We start from the raw sequence: 14,096 nt of genomic DNA, 5'->3' as shown, positions 1-14,096 counted from the left end.
TGCCGACGAAGTGCGGGCAAAAAAGATGCGTCAAGATGGCGTGGCTGAATTTATCGGTGCTTCCCTAAAAGTGAGGTGTGCCTATGTTTTCGGATTATGTAAAAAAGCTGTCCGCTGTGCAGAAACTCACGCCGGCGGAGGAGCGGGAACTCTGGTGCGCCTACAAGGAGGCGGGGGACGAGGCGGCACGGCGGCGGCTCATCGAGGCGTACCAGCCGCTCGTCTTTCGCGAGGTCATGCCGTATCGTGCTCTGTCCTCCGTGATGGATGCGGTGCAGGAGGGGACGATCGGACTGATCGAGGCGGTGGAACGCTATGACCCTGCACGCAATGTTGCGTTCAGCCTCTACGCCGTGCATCGTGTGCGCGGGCGCATTCTGGACTTCCTTCGACGCGAGGGACAGGTCGATCTGCCCTGCCTCGATGCGGAGATGGGCGCAGCAGAGACAGCGAAGGAGCTGCTCGTCGATGAATGTCCGTCGGTGGCGGAGCTCGCGGAGCATCACGCGCTTGTCGGCGTACTCGATGCGGCGATGGAACGTCTGCCCATGCGTGAACGTCTCGTGCTCGAGGGGGTGATGATCGGCGGTGCGCGGCCGCAGTTGATGGCAGACACGCTCGGAGTGACTCCGGCACACATCTATCGTCTTCAGCAGAGCGGTATCCGCCGTGTGCGTGGGATGCTTTCGCGCTTTATGCAGCATTGGAACTAATATATTTAGGACCATGTTTTAAGGAATCGCTGATAAAATAGACCCTCAGATTGGCGTAGATTTTTTCGTCCGAACAAGGAGGCAAACCGGACGCATAGCCAAAGCTATGTGGAGGATTTGCCGACAAAGTTCGGGCAAAAAAGATGCGTCAAGATGGCGTGGCTGAATTTATCAGTGCTTCCTAAACTACGTTCTAAAATTCTCTGCGTCCGATAAAGTCCGCCGCCATGAGGCAGGTCTCTCGGATGCGCTCATCAAGGGTCTCGGGTAGAGCATTTTTCGCGCGCTCGAGATAGGCATCCGCCTTCTCCTGTGCATAGTCGAGACCATCCGTCGTGCGGACGATTTCGAGTGCACGCGCGACCTCTTCCTCGGTCATCTTAGGATTCGTGATGAGAGCTGTCAGCTCCGCACGCCCCGCCTCATCCAGTACCGCAAGTGCACGGATGACGGGCAGAGTCACAAAGCCCTGCGCAAGGTCATGTCCTGCAGGCTTTCCAATGCCCTCCGAGGTCTGCCGATAGTCGAGCAGATCGTCCGTGATCTGGAATGCCATGCCAATGGCATGTCCATAAAGAGCCATCCCCGCAGTATCTGCCGCACTCATACCACCGATTGTGCCGCCGAGTTCGCAGCAGATCTCGAGAAAGTCCGCCGTCTTTTTGCAGATGCGCTCATAGTAGGCACCCTCGCTCGCGGGCACTTGATATGCCGTGTGATCCTGAAGGATCTCTCCCTCGCTCAGCGTACACACAAGGTGAGCCAGCTTCACATAGACCGCCGAGTCATACCCCTCCTCCGCAACGAGCTTGAAGGCGCGTGCAAAGAGATAGTCCCCGCTCAGGATGGCAACCTGATTGCCCCATTTTGCATTTGTCGTCTCCGCCCCGCGCCGCGTATCCGCCTCGTCGATGACATCATCGTGTACGAGAGAAGCCGTATGGATCAGCTCAAGTGCAATCGCAATGGGCATGGCACGTGCGCGCTCGAACGCCGCGCCGCCGCGCGCCGCAAGCAGGAAGAGGGCAGGACGCAGCCGCTTCCCTCCCGAGGATACGAGATGCTCTCCAACATCCGTGATGAGCGGGGTCTCGGAGACAACGGATGCGGCGAGTGCCGGCTCAAATTCCTCAAGATCTGCCTGTATGACATCAAACATGTCGCTTTTCAACGTCGTATCACCTACATCGGTGCATCTGCTGTGCACCGCCAATTTCTTTTCAACCGTATAAACCTTCACACATTCTATCATATTGCGATGAGACCGTCAAAATTATTTCATTGCACTCTCATGATGTGTGCAGATTATCGTTTCTGTAAAATCAGAGCACTGCCGACCGCACGCTCCTGTCCGTCCGATGGAGAATTTACAATGTCTCCGCCCGCATAGAGCGCGGACGAGCCACCGCCGTCGAGGTTGATTGCGTTCTGCACGCCGAACTTCACGAGCAGCTGTGCAAACTCCGTCAGCGTCAGCCCGTGGCTGTCCTCCTGCCGTCCATCGACAACGGCAAAGACGATCTTGCCGCTCCGCGTCACGCCGACGGCACTGCGTGGGGCGCGTCCATAGCGGATGTCGCCCGGAAACTGCTCCTCGTCCGCCGTCACGCGAACTGCCCCATTTTCAACGAGGCGAGGCCCTGCGCCGACGATTTGCACGGCACGATCCCACATTGCTCCCGTCTGCTCCGTGAGCACGGTCGGATCACCGGCACGCGTGCCTGCCGCGGCAAAAGCGTCCATAGAGGAGCCGTGTACGGAGACGACGTAGCCGTCCGAGGGAATCGCGGAGTCATTCGTATGGATCTCGGCAACGCGTCCGTCGCGGATCACATATTCCAGACCGTACGGATTCGTCCCCGTCGATCTGCCATAGGCACGGTTGTAGATGATGAGCCCGTTCTCGCCGCGCTCGGCATTGACCCCGGAGACAGGGAGCGTCACCTGGTCGATCTTCACCGTTCCGTTGTAGGAAACTTTACCAAACACAAAGGTATCGTCAGGCATCACCCCGAACGCGCTGCGGTCGTAGTAGGTCGTACCGACAATCGTGCCGTCGATCTTCGTCACGCCGAGGATCACCCCGTTTGCTGCAAAGTAGGATGCATTGATCGCCGCTGCCGCATTCGTGTCGCGTGCGATGCCGCTCACGGTCTGCCGCCCCGGGATGATGCCGCGCGCGAGTGCGGGGCGGACACTGTATTTCGCGGGATCGGCTTCTGTGAAATACGCCGTCACCTGTCCGTCCTCATCCTCATAGATGTAGGTGCGCAGCATCAGCCCCGCCGCAATCGGTTCTTCCTTCAGAATGGGCAATTTCGGTTTTTCGGTCTGCGCTTTTGCATCACTGTCCGAGGTTTCTGCATTTGCCGGCTGTTCCCGTGTTGTCTGAACAGGTGGCAACACAGGCTTGACATCGACCTGCGCTTTTGCACCCACAGGCGCAACGTCGAGAAAGACACGGGCAGGATTCATCAAATTGCCGATGTTGTAGCCCATGCCCTTTGTCATCGTGACCGTGACATAGAAATGTCCCTTACGCGCAGCGTAGGAAACCGAGTCGATGCGCTTCGTCCGCACGGAGGAACGCACGGGCTTCGCCGCACCTGTATCCACGAAATCAAAGGTCAGCTCACGTCCATCATCCGAGAGACTGACGTGATAGACGGGCATCTCCGTAAAATCAAAGACGATGCGGTCGCGCTCCGCCGTACTCGATGTACGCAGCGCATTCAGTCCCGCCGCCCACGCGTAGGAGGATGCCGTCAGCAGGATTGCCGCCACAAGCACCACAATTTTTTTCAACATACGCATAAAATACTCCAAACTAAGAGAATCATCCACACAACAGAAAAGGGGATGCTGCGCAAACAGCTCCCCTTATCGAACATTGTTCTCTCATCTTGTCTTGATGGTCAACTGCTTATACATCATGTCCGCAATGCCGATGCCGCCGCTCTTCGCCGCCACATTCATCATCTCTGTGTCGCGCATATCCTCAAAGATTTCGAGCGCGTTGGACTTTTTCCCGAGCAGGCCGCTCTCAGGCACTGTCGCACGCATCTGCTTATACATCATGCTGAGGAACATCGCCTCGAAACCCTCGCACGCCTCACGCAGCTTCTTTGCCTCGATGTCCTCCGCCGTCATCGGATTCTTCGGTACATAGCCCGCCGCCTCCGATGTCGGAGATGCCTCAGCCTTGCGCTGCAGCTCGTCAAGGGTTGCCTGAAAGGACTTGCTCTCGGCACTCATCCGTGCGGCATCGTAGGAGGTCTGTGCGGCTCCGCCGAGGAGTGCGTTGTCGCCAATTGGCTGTATCGTCATAGGTCGCCTCCTGCCTTACACAATGTCAAGCTCAGCGTGCAGAGCACCCGCCGCCTTCATTGCCTGCAAGATCGAGATGGTCTCACGTGGGCTTGCGCCAACGGTATTGAGCGCACCAACGATGTCGCCGATGTTCGTCGTGGCGGGCAGGATGATCGTACTGCCCTTGTGATCCGTGACCTCGACATCGGAGTTGTCCGTCACCACGGTATTGCCGTAGCTGAACGGCCCCGGCTGGGAGACGTCCTTTGCGCCCTGGATGCGGATCGTGAGCCCGCCTTGTGTGATCGAGATGGCATCCACCGAGATCTCGCTGCCCATGATGATCGTCCCCGTGCGCTCGTTCACAATAACGCGTGCAATATTATCGGGGCGAACGGGCAGATCTTCGATCGAGGCGACGAAGCCGACCATGTTCCCACGAAAATAGGACGGAATCGTAACATCTACGCGCCCGGGATTGCTCGCCTGTGCGATATCTCCATACTGGGCGTTGATCGCATTCACCACGCGTGATGCCGTGGTAAAGTCAGGACGTGCAAGGGACAGCGAGATATGACCGCCCGCGCCGATGCCGGCGTCCTCAACCGTACGCTCGACAATGCCCGCATTCACAGCGATGCCAACCGTCGGAAATGCCTTCGTCATGCTCGAACCGCCGCCGGATGCCGAGAAGCCGCCCGTGGAGACACCGCCCTGCGCAACGACGTAGACCTCGCCGTTGCCCGCACGCAGCGGGGTCTGGAGCAGCGTGCCGCCGCGCAGGCTCTTCGCATCACCGATCGAGGAGACCGTCACGTCGAGGGTATCCCCCTCGCGTACGAAGGGAGGCAGTGTCGCCGTCACCATGACCGCCGCGACATTCTTGAGCTTGATCGAGCTGCTGTTGACGGTAATGCCGTAGGTCGTCAGCATATTTGCAATCGACTGCACCGTTTCGCCCGAGCTCGAGCCGTCACCCGTGCCGTCCAGACCGACCACAAGCCCATAGCCCATCAGTTGGTTGGAGCGCACCCCCTGCACCTTGGCGATATCCTTGATCCGCGTCACGGCGGAGTCCGCCGACGCAATCCCCGGCACCGCAGTGAGCACGAGCGCGAGGAGGAGCAGAAGGACCGTTGTTTTCTTCATAAAATGCGCCTCCCGTCAGAACAGAATGTTGAAGATCTGAGTGAGAATGCCCTGCCGCTGCTTTGCATTGAGAGGGCCCTTCCCATCAAAGCGTACGGTCGCATCCGCGACACGCGTGGAGAGGATTGTATTGGCGCTCGAGATATCCTCGGGGCGGCAGGTGCCGCGAAAGACAATTTTGTGCTCATTTTTATTCTGCCAGATGGACTGCGTCCCCTCAAGGACAAAGTTGCCGTTTGGCATGACATCCACCACAGTGACGGTGACGTTGCCTGCAACACGATTCGAGGAGGAGGCAGAGCCCTTTGCACTGAACTTGTCCGAGCCGCTCGCCGACGCCGCCTGCAGGAAGTCAAAGATACCGAGCCCTGCACCGAGCTTGACCGAGCCGCTCTTTTCATTCGCAGAGCTGCGCGTCGCCGATGTAGTCGTCGTCTCGCTGATAACGATGGTGACGATATCCCCGATGCCCGCCGCACGATGATCCGCGAACAGATTCTTTGTCGGGTGTCCGTTCGGATTGCTCCACAGGGATTCTGCCGAGACGGCCGGGGTGAGACTTGCCGTACAAAGGGCGGCCGCCAACAGCCCTGCGAGCCATATTTGTTTTCTCATATCGAACTCCTTATGGAAATCTGTATCCTAATGTGCCGCAAGCAGCACAGCCAAAATCATCCGATGATCTGCACGGTCGTGGCATCGATCACCGTGCCGCGCAGAATCTTACCCGAGCGCACGTTGCGCACGCGAATCTCATAGCCGATACGGCCGGGCTCGAGTGCCACGCCCTCAGCGCGTACAACGATGCCGTTCGCATCCAGAACCAGCTCCACCGGATTGCCCGCACGCATGACGAGGGGCATTGCAAGAAGATTCGGGGTGATGGTCGCGTCCTTGCGGATGTAACGCCCCGCAACGCGCCCCGCAAGCCGTGTAAAGTCCGTGAGGGTAAGCTCGGGCAGCGTGTCCACCGCCCGCTCCTCAAGGCGTGCATTCACAGGGGAGATTGCCTCCTCCGCACGAATGTCCGTCATGGCGACGAGGACGCGGTCATAGACCGTCACCTTATAGTAACTCGTCGCCCGTCGGTTCAGCACACCGTCCACATAGACGGCAAAACTGACGGGGAACTCACGGCTGTACGGCAGTCCACGCGGGAACTCGACGACGGCAGTCACCTCGCCTGCCGGGAGGTGCATCGTCGAGGCGGCACGCTGCAGACGCAATTCATACCGCCGTGTCTCGCCCATCGCAGAGAGTTTTTCCTCGATTTTCTGCTCTGCGAGAGCAGCAAGCTGTGCGGAGGAAAGCACCGTCGGAAAATAGGCCTCCTTCCCTGCGCCATAGGCAGCAGCAGTAGAAGCACCCAACCACAGAAAAGCGAATAAGCCACTCCATAGGCATAGAATGGCTGTCATCGTACGTCGCTTGAAAATCAACGCTTGAGCGAGTTCGCAATCTCAAGCATCGAATCCGATGTTGTGATTGCCTTGGAGTTGGACTCATAGGCACGCTGGGAGACGATCATCTCGACCATTTCCTCCACAATCTGCACATTGCTCATCTCGAGCGTGCCCTGCGCGAGCGTACCCGCGCCGTCCACGCCGGGGTTCGACTCAATCGCCTCGCCCGAAGCGTCGGACACGACGAAGAGATTCTTGCCAATGGAGGTAAGCCCTGCCGGATTGACGAAGCGCGCAAGCGTGATCTGTCCCGCCTCCTGCTGCTGCGTCTGTCCCGCCTCGCGGTAGGATACGCGCCCATCGCCGGAGATCGTGATGGAGTCCGACGGCGCATTCTGACCGATCGTAATGCCGTCGGCGAGCAGATAACCGTCCGTCGTCACCATGCGGCGGTCACTGTCGAGCTTCCACGTACCGTCACGCGTGTATGCGGTCGACCCGTCGGGCATCGTGACGCGAAAAAACCCCTCGCCCTGGATGCCGATGTCGGTCGGGTTGTCCGTTGTCTGCAGGGGTCCCTGTGTAAAGACGCGCTGCGTCGCCGCCACACGCGTACCAAGACCGATCTGGAGCGCGGTCGGGTACTGTGAGTCCGCGCCGTTCTGTGCGCCCGCCTCGCGGAGCGTCTGGTAGACGAGATCCTGGAACTCCGCACGCACCTTCTTGCCGCCGTGCGTGTTGACGTTGGCGATGTTGTGCGCGACGATGTCCATGTGCGTCTGCTGCGCCTTCATGCCGGACGCTGCAGACCAAAGTGCTCGCATCATAGTCGATATCCCCCTCCAAGGAATAATTGCAATTCGTTCACTCTTTTATATCGGATGGATTTCATACTCCCTTAAATCAACTCGTGCGCCCGACATCATTGACCGCCTTGTCGAGCAGCGTGTCCTGTGTCTGCACCGCCTTCGACCCCGCCTCGTAGACGCGGTAGTTGTTGATGAGCTCGACCATCTCCGTGACAACGCTCGTATTCGACATCTCAAGCATCCCCTGTTCCACCGTTCCTGTTGCGGGGCGCGGCTGTGCGCCCCCCTGCGGACGGTAGAGGTTGTCCCCCTGCTTGACAAGGGAGTTCTTTCCGTCAAAGGCAACGACATCGATCTGTCCGATCTGTGCGCCGTTCGCATAGATGCGCCCGTCGCTCGCAATCGTCACATTCTGTGCATTCTCCGGAATCGTGATCGGACGCCCCCGCGAGGAAAGTACGTCCTGCCCGCGCATATTCTGCAAACGACCGGAGTTGGAACGGTAGAAGCCACCGTCACGCGTATAGCGAGGTCCGTCAATGGTATTCACGACGAAGTAGCCCTCGCCCGAGATCGCAACATCGTATGTGTTCCCCGTCGTCTGCATTGCGCCCTGCAGATGATCCGTCGCAATCTCGTCGACGGCAGAGCCGAGTCCGAGCATGCCGACGCGCGGCGGGCGGTTGCCGTCGATGCGGAAGCCCTTGAAGCTCGTCACGTCTGTATCGGCGGAGTGATCGTTGATGCGGCGCAGAAGCATCGGCTCAAACTCGCGTATCGCCATATCGTCACGCTTGTAGCCCGTCGTCGAGGCGTTGGCGAGGTTGTTCGCGATCATATCCGTATGCTTCGTCTCTGTAATCATGCCCGAAGCCGCGATATAGAGTCCTCTCCACATAGTTCATCCCTCTTTTTCCCGAAATCCATTCATCACTAAATAATTTCGCTGTACGTTTCGTTTTTCCTCTATTTTTTTCGCCCAAAGCTTGTATTCGTCGCCTTGCCGTCGAATTTATCAAAGATATCGAGTGCCTTGCCGCAGCCAAGAGCCACACAGGTCATCGGGTCATCCGCCACAAAGGTCGGCGTCCCCGTCTCACGCTGAATGAGATCCGCCATGCCGTAGAGCAGGGCGCCGCCACCCGTCAGCACGATGCCGCGATCCATGATGTCCGCCGCCAGTTCCGGCGGTGTCTCCTCAAGCACCTTCTTGACACAGTCGACAATGCGCATGACCGAGTTCTCAATAGCAGAGGAAGCCTGTGCGGTCGAGATCGTAATATTCTTCGGCAGACCCGAGAGCAGGTCGCGTCCGCGCACATCCATCTGCTCACGGCGTGCCGCCGTGTGTGCCGCGCCGACACGCAGCTTGATCTCCTCCGCCGTACGTTCGCCGATGAGCAAATTGAACTCGCGCTTGACGTAGGCGATGAGATCCTCATCAAACGTGTCGCCCGCAACGCGGATGCTCTCGCTCGTCACGACACCGCCGAGACTGATGACGGCAACATCCGTCGTGCCGCCGCCGATGTCGACGACCATTGAGCCCTGTGCCTCCACGATGTCGAGCCCTGCGCCCATCGCCGCTGCGAGCGGTTCCTCGATGAGCTGAATGTGTCGTGCGCCCGCCTGTTCTGCGGCCTCCTGCACGGCACGCTGCTCCACCATCGTCACCCCCGAGGGGATACAGATCATGATGCGCGGGCGAAAGACTATGCTGCGCCCAACCACCTTCTCGATGAAGAAGCGCAGCATGCTCTCCGTGATGTCGTAGTCTGCGATAACGCCGTCGCGCAGCGGACGGATGGCGACGATGTTGCCGGGCGTACGCCCGATCATCTGCCGCGCCTCCTCGCCGATCGCGAGCACCTGATTCGTGTCACGGTTCACCGCGACGACAGAGGGTTCTTTAAGGACAACCCCCTTGCCCTTGACATAGACGAGCACATTCGCCGTCCCAAGGTCAATTCCGATATCCATTGACATACCGAACATATGCGGCAAGCCTCCTAATTTTCATTTCATTCGTTGTCGGCAGGTTCATCCGTTGGCTGCGGCACGGGAATAAGTGACGCACGGATCTCCTCGAGGGATTTTTCCAAGGACTCCCGATACTCCTCGTGCAGGACTTCGTTATCCCATTTGCACTGCCGCCCGTAGAGCAAAATACCGTCGAGATAGGTCAGAACCAGCTCCGCAACGTAGGAGCGAGCAACCTCGCTCGTCGTCATGTAAGCCTCTTTGCTCTGGAGTTCAAACGCAATGCGATCGATGTAGTGTTCCCCTTCGATGAGGTACGCGAGGGAACGCAGACGCAGCCCGATCTCACGCGCGACAACGGCATCGTTCGAGCTGGACGAGCGATCCGAGGCGACCTTTTCAAAGATTGCCCATGCCTCATCACAGAGCTTCCCCAGCGCATCGAGCATCTGATCGCGTGCACGCTTCTTGCGCCACAGCACATCGCGCACCGACGGTTTTTTTTGCTCGCCCATGGTCTTCCCCCGATTTCGTTACATTTCTTTCTCAGCTTTTTCATTATATGACGTTCGTCTGTTATCGTCAATCTATAATTATGCGCACGCACACAGACGGCTTGCATTTCCATATCCGTTCAATGTAAAATAAAGGTAAGCAACGGAAAGAGGGGAACCTATGGCAGAAATTCTAAAAGAGGGCATCCGTCTGCATCTGCGCCGCGCAGAGATGGCAGACATCGACTTTATCTGCGCATTGCAGGAGGAAAAGGACAACAGCGACTACATTGTCCCGTTCTCACGCGCAGATCACGAGACGATCATCATACAGGCACAGGCGGCGATGGATATCATCGTCGAGGAGCGTGCGAGCGGGGAGCGCGTCGGCTATCTCCATGTCGCGGGACTGCTGCTCGCGTCAAAAGAACAGGAGTGGACACACGTCATCATCGGCAAGAAGGGGTGCGGCTACGGACACGAAGCGATGAAGCTCCTCAAGGCGTGGGCGTTCGAAGACAGGGGGGCACACCGTGCCTGGCTCGACTGCAAGGATTACAACGCGCGCGCACTGCACCTCTACGAGAGCGAGGGCATGGTGCGCGAGGCTCTGATCCGCGAGACAATCCTGCACAAGGGTGTCTACGAGAACCTCGTCGTCCTCGGCATCCTCGACCGCGAATATCGCGCACGCAAATGCGCAGGGCTTGAATTATAGGGAGGAAGTGACATGAACGATAACGAACTCATCGCATGCGCAGCAGAGTTCCGCAGCCGCGCCTACGCGCCTTACTCGGGCTTCGCCGTCGGCGCGGCACTCCTCGGGAGGAGCGGCAGAGTCTACGGCGGCGTCAACGTCGAGAACGCCGCCTATCCCGTCGGTATCTGCGCCGAGCGCACGGCAATCGCCGCTGCCGTCGCAGCGGGTGAACAGGAATTCGAAGCACTTGCCATCATTGCGGACAGCCCCGAGCCCTGTGCGCCCTGTGGCATGTGCCGACAGATGATCGTGGAGTTTCCGATCACACGCATCATCCTCGCAAATACTGTGGGCGACATGCGCGTGCTCACTCCTGCCGAGCTTCTGCCGTACGCCTTCGGCGCGGCGGCTCTGTCCGTAAAGGAACCTAAAAATGAAGATACTGATTGTTGACGACTCGCGCCTTGTGCGCATCAAACTCAAGGCGGAGCTCTTCGACCGCGGACATACCGTTGTCGAAGCCCGCGACGGCGAGGAGGCACTGCGGCGCATTGCGGACAAAAATCCCGATGCCGTCTTTCTCGACATCATCCTCCCGAAGCTCGACGGGTGCGAGGTGCTGCGCCGTCTGCGCGAAACACACCCAAACCTCCCCGTCGTCATGCTCTCGACGGCGGCAAGCACAGAAAACATTGCGTGCGCGAACGAAAACGGTGCGCTCATGTTCATCCAGAAGCCCTATTCCGACCACGAAATCACAGCGGCACTGACCAAGATGCAGCAGTGCGTGGAGGAACAATGAACACGCTCTTTCAAAGCTACACGGACACCTTCCTTGCAGGGCTCGCCGACTACGCACACATCACGGCAGCCCTCACGCCACAGGCAGAAGAAGCCTGCTACATCACCATATCGCAGCGTCTTGAGGCGGACGGCAGCCCGCTCATCGTCGCCCTTGCCGCCTCCGTCGACGCATTCTACGCGCTTGCAAGCGGTTACAGTGGTGTCTCGCTTGACGGTATGGACGAGCTGGCAGTCGACGCCGTCGGTGAGCTCTTCAACGTCATCAACGGGCATTTTTCCTCGCGTATGCGTGAGGACTGCATTGCTGTCTCCATCATCGACCCGCCGCGCCACTACCATGGAGCCGCAGAACCTGTGGAAACCGTATTTTCGCACGGCATCGCAAGTCCCGTCGGCGGGATGCACCTCATGGCGGCACATGAGGAATTTCTTGCCGCCGAGGCACATTGATTCAATTTCTGAAAGGAGCCTCCCTTGACCATATTCTCGCACACAGTTGACTTCGACAGTCTCATCGACCTCTTCCTCGTCCCCGCGACGATTCTTGGCGCAGCACTCACGGCGGGCATCATTGCCGACCGCCTCATCCGCCGCTACATTGACCGCCATCTCGCAGTAGAGGAAAGCACGTGGAAATACGTCCTCATCCGATCCATGCAGGGCGTCCCCATTTTCTTCAGCTTCATCATCGGTCTGTACTGGGCGATTGATGCCGTGGAGATCTCGCCGACGCTCACAAAGCTGCTCTCATACCTCCTCTTTACGAGCAACGTCTTCTCCATCACACGCGTCATTGCGCGTACGGTCGACGGTGTCGTCACCATGTACTTCGAGCGTTCGGACAAGAACCTCCCTAAGACGACCCTCCTCAACAGCATCCTCATTGGTATTATCTATGCCATGGGGCTCCTCGTCATCCTCCAGTACTACGGCATCTCCATCGCACCGATCCTCACAGCGGCGGGCGTCGGCGGCATGGCGGTGGCACTGGCGCTGCAGGAGACGCTTGCCAACATCTTCTCTGGACTCCACCTCATCCTCTCCAAACAGCTGCGCATCGGTGACTACATCCGCCTCAGTTCGGGCGAGGAGGGACGCGTCACGGACATCACATGGCGGTTCACCACCATCATCCCCGTCGGCGCGAGCAACACCATCGTCATCCCGAACAAGACCATCGCGGGTGCGAACATCACGAATTTCAGTCTCCCCACACAGAGCATCAGCATCAGTATCCCCGTCGGCGTCGCCTATGACAGCGACCTCGCCGCCGTCGAACGCATCACCATCGAGACAGCGAAGGATGTACTCGCACGCGTGGACAACAATCCGGATGCGAATCCACTCGTGCGCTACACGAACTTCGGCGACTCCTCCATCAACTTCGTCGTCATCCTGCCGTCGAGCCTGTTCGACCACCAGGGGCTGATCACGCACGAGTTCATTAAGGCGCTCACCGACCGCTACCGCGCCGAGGGCATCGACATCCCCTATCCCATCCAGACCATCATTCAGGAGAAGGCGGATGCGGAAGAGAACAGTCCACAGGGAGCAGCCTCGTAACCACCTGTATACGTCATCGTTTATCCACAAAGTCCACAGTTTCTCCCTGGGGAAACTGTGGATAACTTTTTGTCCAAAAATAGACCCGCCATGCCTTTTCCCATAGGGATTTTCACTCCCAAACGCACCCAATTTCCGAAAAATCCCTGTGGATAAGTCTGTGCAGAAACAACTAGATATAGATTCCCTATTGACGAACACCCACTAGATGTTGTATAATCCTCACGAAACGGCGCACGGTCGCCGAGAAGAAAAACGCGCCGCAGACGGCGCGCGAAAAAGGAGAATGCAGCATGATCGTCAACGATATCAACGTCACAGTAAATGGCCTCTCGGACATCACCCCGCACGAGGTGGAGAACTATATTGCATACATTGAGGGACAGACGCACGAGAAGCTGGATCGCCTCTCCATCACGGGGACGGACGACGGTCGTGTCACCCTCGGTTACGAGATGCGCCAGCCGAAGTTCGAGCGTGTCCGCCGCATTACGGGCTACCTCGTCGGCACCACGGATCGCTGGAACAACGCCAAGCAGGCCGAGGAGCATGAGCGTGTCAAGCACGGACTCCACTGAGATCCATATCTCAGGGATTGCGCGGGACTCCATCGTGGACGGTGAGGGCATACGGCTGACGGTCTTTACACAGGGCTGTCCGCGCCGCTGCCCCGGCTGTCACAATCCGGACACACAGCCGCTTGTCGGCGGCCGCATGACAACGGTCGGCGCGGTGCTCGCGGAGATCGACGAGAATCCACTCCTCACGGGACTCACGCTCAGCGGCGGTGAGCCCTTTCTGCAGCCGGCAGCATTGCTCCCGCTCGCACGCGGAGCGCACGCGCGGGGACTGGATGTGTGGAGCTACACGGGCTATACGCTCGAGGAGCTGCGGGCACAGAAGAACCCTGCGGTGGATGCGCTGCTCGATGAGGTGGATGTGCTCGTGGACGGCGACTACCGCGCCGAGGAGCGAGACCTCACGCTGCACTTTCGCGGCTCGCGCAACCAGCGCGTCATCGATCTCGCTGCAACACGCGCGACAGGTCAGCTTACACTACGATATGCAGACGAATAAAACAGGGAATCGGTTTTATGCCGATTCCCTGTTTTATTGCTAAAGGAAGCACTGATAAATTCAGCCACGCCATCTTGACGTATCTTTTTTGCCCG

18 protein-coding genes are annotated in these 14,096 nt (G+C 58.4%); 8 read left to right on the top strand and 10 right to left on the bottom strand.

The features are described 5' to 3' along the window. The first annotated feature begins 83 nt into the window (after window positions 1-83). On the top strand, window positions 84-713 hold the full coding sequence (locus ACO6BQ_RS09580; RefSeq protein WP_489120644.1) for a sigma-70 family RNA polymerase sigma factor: 630 nt from the start codon (window positions 84-86) through the stop codon (window positions 711-713). Window positions 714-906: 193 nt separating this feature from the next. On the opposite strand, the gene ACO6BQ_RS09575 is transcribed toward ACO6BQ_RS09580, so the two are convergent. The 10 genes from ACO6BQ_RS09575 to ACO6BQ_RS09530 all read right to left on the bottom strand — a co-directional run bounded on the left by ACO6BQ_RS09575 (window position 907) and on the right by ACO6BQ_RS09530 (window position 9,878). After that, a complete protein-coding gene (locus tag ACO6BQ_RS09575) occupies window positions 907-1,872 on the bottom strand; it encodes a polyprenyl synthetase family protein (protein ID WP_489120646.1) in 966 nt (321 codons plus the stop codon). Between the two features lie 146 nt (window positions 1,873-2,018). After that, window positions 2,019-3,527 carry a phosphodiester glycosidase family protein gene (locus ACO6BQ_RS09570; protein WP_489120643.1) on the bottom strand — a complete coding sequence of 503 codons (1,509 nt, stop codon included), beginning with the start codon at window positions 3,525-3,527 and terminating at the stop codon, window positions 2,019-2,021. An 84-nt stretch (window positions 3,528-3,611) separates the two neighbouring features. Continuing rightward, window positions 3,612-4,040, bottom strand: coding sequence for a rod-binding protein (locus ACO6BQ_RS09565; protein ID WP_489120642.1), 429 nt, complete (start codon window positions 4,038-4,040; stop codon window positions 3,612-3,614). A gap of 15 nt (window positions 4,041-4,055) precedes the next feature. Then, the gene (locus ACO6BQ_RS09560) at window positions 4,056-5,171 is read right to left on the bottom strand and encodes a flagellar basal body P-ring protein FlgI (protein ID WP_489120640.1); all 1,116 of its coding nucleotides are present in this window, start codon (window positions 5,169-5,171) and stop codon (window positions 4,056-4,058) included. Window positions 5,172-5,186: 15 nt separating this feature from the next. Further along, window positions 5,187-5,786 (bottom strand): flagellar basal body L-ring protein FlgH, encoded by a 600-nt coding sequence (locus tag ACO6BQ_RS09555; protein WP_489120639.1) that lies wholly within the window; start codon window positions 5,784-5,786, stop codon window positions 5,187-5,189. Between the two features lie 56 nt (window positions 5,787-5,842). Continuing rightward, a complete protein-coding gene (gene flgA, locus ACO6BQ_RS09550) occupies window positions 5,843-6,610 on the bottom strand; it encodes a flagellar basal body P-ring formation chaperone FlgA (RefSeq protein ID WP_489120638.1) in 768 nt (255 codons plus the stop codon). Then, window positions 6,607-7,401, bottom strand: a complete 795-nt coding sequence (gene flgG, locus ACO6BQ_RS09545) for a flagellar basal-body rod protein FlgG (protein WP_006693027.1) — start codon at window positions 7,399-7,401, stop codon at window positions 6,607-6,609. Before flgG ends, flgA begins: the two co-directional genes overlap by 4 nt. Before the next feature lie 76 nt (window positions 7,402-7,477). After that, the gene (gene flgF, locus ACO6BQ_RS09540) at window positions 7,478-8,281 is read right to left on the bottom strand and encodes a flagellar basal-body rod protein FlgF (RefSeq protein WP_489120637.1); all 804 of its coding nucleotides are present in this window, start codon (window positions 8,279-8,281) and stop codon (window positions 7,478-7,480) included. A 68-nt stretch (window positions 8,282-8,349) separates the two neighbouring features. After that, window positions 8,350-9,378, bottom strand: a complete 1,029-nt coding sequence (locus ACO6BQ_RS09535; protein ID WP_489120636.1) for a rod shape-determining protein — start codon at window positions 9,376-9,378, stop codon at window positions 8,350-8,352. Between the two features lie 26 nt (window positions 9,379-9,404). After that, a complete protein-coding gene (locus ACO6BQ_RS09530; protein WP_489120635.1) occupies window positions 9,405-9,878 on the bottom strand; it encodes a hypothetical protein in 474 nt (157 codons plus the stop codon). Window positions 9,879-10,038: 160 nt separating this feature from the next. Between ACO6BQ_RS09530 and ACO6BQ_RS09525 the strand changes: the two genes are divergently transcribed. The 7 genes from ACO6BQ_RS09525 to nrdG all read left to right on the top strand — a co-directional run bounded on the left by ACO6BQ_RS09525 (window position 10,039) and on the right by nrdG (window position 14,001). Continuing rightward, window positions 10,039-10,575, top strand: coding sequence for a GNAT family N-acetyltransferase (locus ACO6BQ_RS09525; RefSeq protein WP_489120634.1), 537 nt, complete (start codon window positions 10,039-10,041; stop codon window positions 10,573-10,575). Between the two features lie 12 nt (window positions 10,576-10,587). Further along, on the top strand, window positions 10,588-11,010 hold the full coding sequence (locus tag ACO6BQ_RS09520) for a cytidine deaminase (protein ID WP_489120633.1): 423 nt from the start codon (window positions 10,588-10,590) through the stop codon (window positions 11,008-11,010). After that, on the top strand, window positions 10,991-11,359 hold the full coding sequence (locus ACO6BQ_RS09515; protein ID WP_489120632.1) for a response regulator: 369 nt from the start codon (window positions 10,991-10,993) through the stop codon (window positions 11,357-11,359). Before ACO6BQ_RS09520 ends, ACO6BQ_RS09515 begins: the two co-directional genes overlap by 20 nt. After that, window positions 11,356-11,811 carry a hypothetical protein gene (locus ACO6BQ_RS09510; protein ID WP_489120630.1) on the top strand — a complete coding sequence of 152 codons (456 nt, stop codon included), beginning with the start codon at window positions 11,356-11,358 and terminating at the stop codon, window positions 11,809-11,811. Before ACO6BQ_RS09515 ends, ACO6BQ_RS09510 begins: the two co-directional genes overlap by 4 nt. Before the next feature lie 24 nt (window positions 11,812-11,835). Next, complete coding sequence (locus ACO6BQ_RS09505) at window positions 11,836-12,924, top strand: mechanosensitive ion channel family protein (RefSeq protein WP_489120629.1); 1,089 nt, start codon at window positions 11,836-11,838, stop codon at window positions 12,922-12,924. Between the two features lie 293 nt (window positions 12,925-13,217). After that, window positions 13,218-13,502 (top strand): anaerobic ribonucleoside-triphosphate reductase, encoded by a 285-nt coding sequence (nrdD, locus tag ACO6BQ_RS09500; protein WP_006304909.1) that lies wholly within the window; start codon window positions 13,218-13,220, stop codon window positions 13,500-13,502. After that, window positions 13,474-14,001 carry an anaerobic ribonucleoside-triphosphate reductase activating protein gene (gene nrdG / locus ACO6BQ_RS09495; protein ID WP_489120627.1) on the top strand — a complete coding sequence of 176 codons (528 nt, stop codon included), beginning with the start codon at window positions 13,474-13,476 and terminating at the stop codon, window positions 13,999-14,001. The genes nrdD and nrdG overlap by 29 nt, the downstream gene beginning before the upstream one ends. Window positions 14,002-14,096 lie beyond the last annotated feature (95 nt).

This window comes from Centipeda sp. (in: firmicutes), from assembly GCF_057271695.1.
Note: the sequence above shows the minus strand (reverse complement) of the source record. Positions and strands in the feature narration are given on the sequence as shown.

Bases quoted from the DNA above. Each gene is read 5' to 3' on its own strand.
- ACO6BQ_RS09520 (WP_489120633.1), top strand. From the start codon at position 10,588: ATGAACGATAACGAACTCATCGCATGCGCAGCAGAGTTCCGCAGCCGC.
- ACO6BQ_RS09575 (WP_489120646.1), bottom strand. From the start codon at position 1,872: ATGTTTGATGTCATACAGGCAGATCTTGAGGAATTTGAGCCGGCACTC.
- ACO6BQ_RS09510 (WP_489120630.1), top strand. From the start codon at position 11,356: ATGAACACGCTCTTTCAAAGCTACACGGACACCTTCCTTGCAGGGCTC.
- ACO6BQ_RS09570 (WP_489120643.1), bottom strand. From the start codon at position 3,527: ATGCGTATGTTGAAAAAAATTGTGGTGCTTGTGGCGGCAATCCTGCTG.
- flgF (WP_489120637.1), bottom strand. From the start codon at position 8,281: ATGTGGAGAGGACTCTATATCGCGGCTTCGGGCATGATTACAGAGACG.
- flgG (WP_006693027.1), bottom strand. From the start codon at position 7,401: ATGATGCGAGCACTTTGGTCTGCAGCGTCCGGCATGAAGGCGCAGCAG.
- nrdD (WP_006304909.1), top strand. From the start codon at position 13,218: ATGATCGTCAACGATATCAACGTCACAGTAAATGGCCTCTCGGACATC.
- ACO6BQ_RS09565 (WP_489120642.1), bottom strand. From the start codon at position 4,040: ATGACGATACAGCCAATTGGCGACAACGCACTCCTCGGCGGAGCCGCA.
- ACO6BQ_RS09580 (WP_489120644.1), top strand. From the start codon at position 84: ATGTTTTCGGATTATGTAAAAAAGCTGTCCGCTGTGCAGAAACTCACG.
- ACO6BQ_RS09560 (WP_489120640.1), bottom strand. From the start codon at position 5,171: ATGAAGAAAACAACGGTCCTTCTGCTCCTCCTCGCGCTCGTGCTCACT.
- nrdG (WP_489120627.1), top strand. From the start codon at position 13,474: ATGAGCGTGTCAAGCACGGACTCCACTGAGATCCATATCTCAGGGATT.
- ACO6BQ_RS09530 (WP_489120635.1), bottom strand. From the start codon at position 9,878: ATGGGCGAGCAAAAAAAACCGTCGGTGCGCGATGTGCTGTGGCGCAAG.
- ACO6BQ_RS09555 (WP_489120639.1), bottom strand. From the start codon at position 5,786: ATGAGAAAACAAATATGGCTCGCAGGGCTGTTGGCGGCCGCCCTTTGT.
- ACO6BQ_RS09525 (WP_489120634.1), top strand. From the start codon at position 10,039: ATGGCAGAAATTCTAAAAGAGGGCATCCGTCTGCATCTGCGCCGCGCA.
- ACO6BQ_RS09535 (WP_489120636.1), bottom strand. From the start codon at position 9,378: ATGTTCGGTATGTCAATGGATATCGGAATTGACCTTGGGACGGCGAAT.
- ACO6BQ_RS09515 (WP_489120632.1), top strand. From the start codon at position 10,991: ATGAAGATACTGATTGTTGACGACTCGCGCCTTGTGCGCATCAAACTC.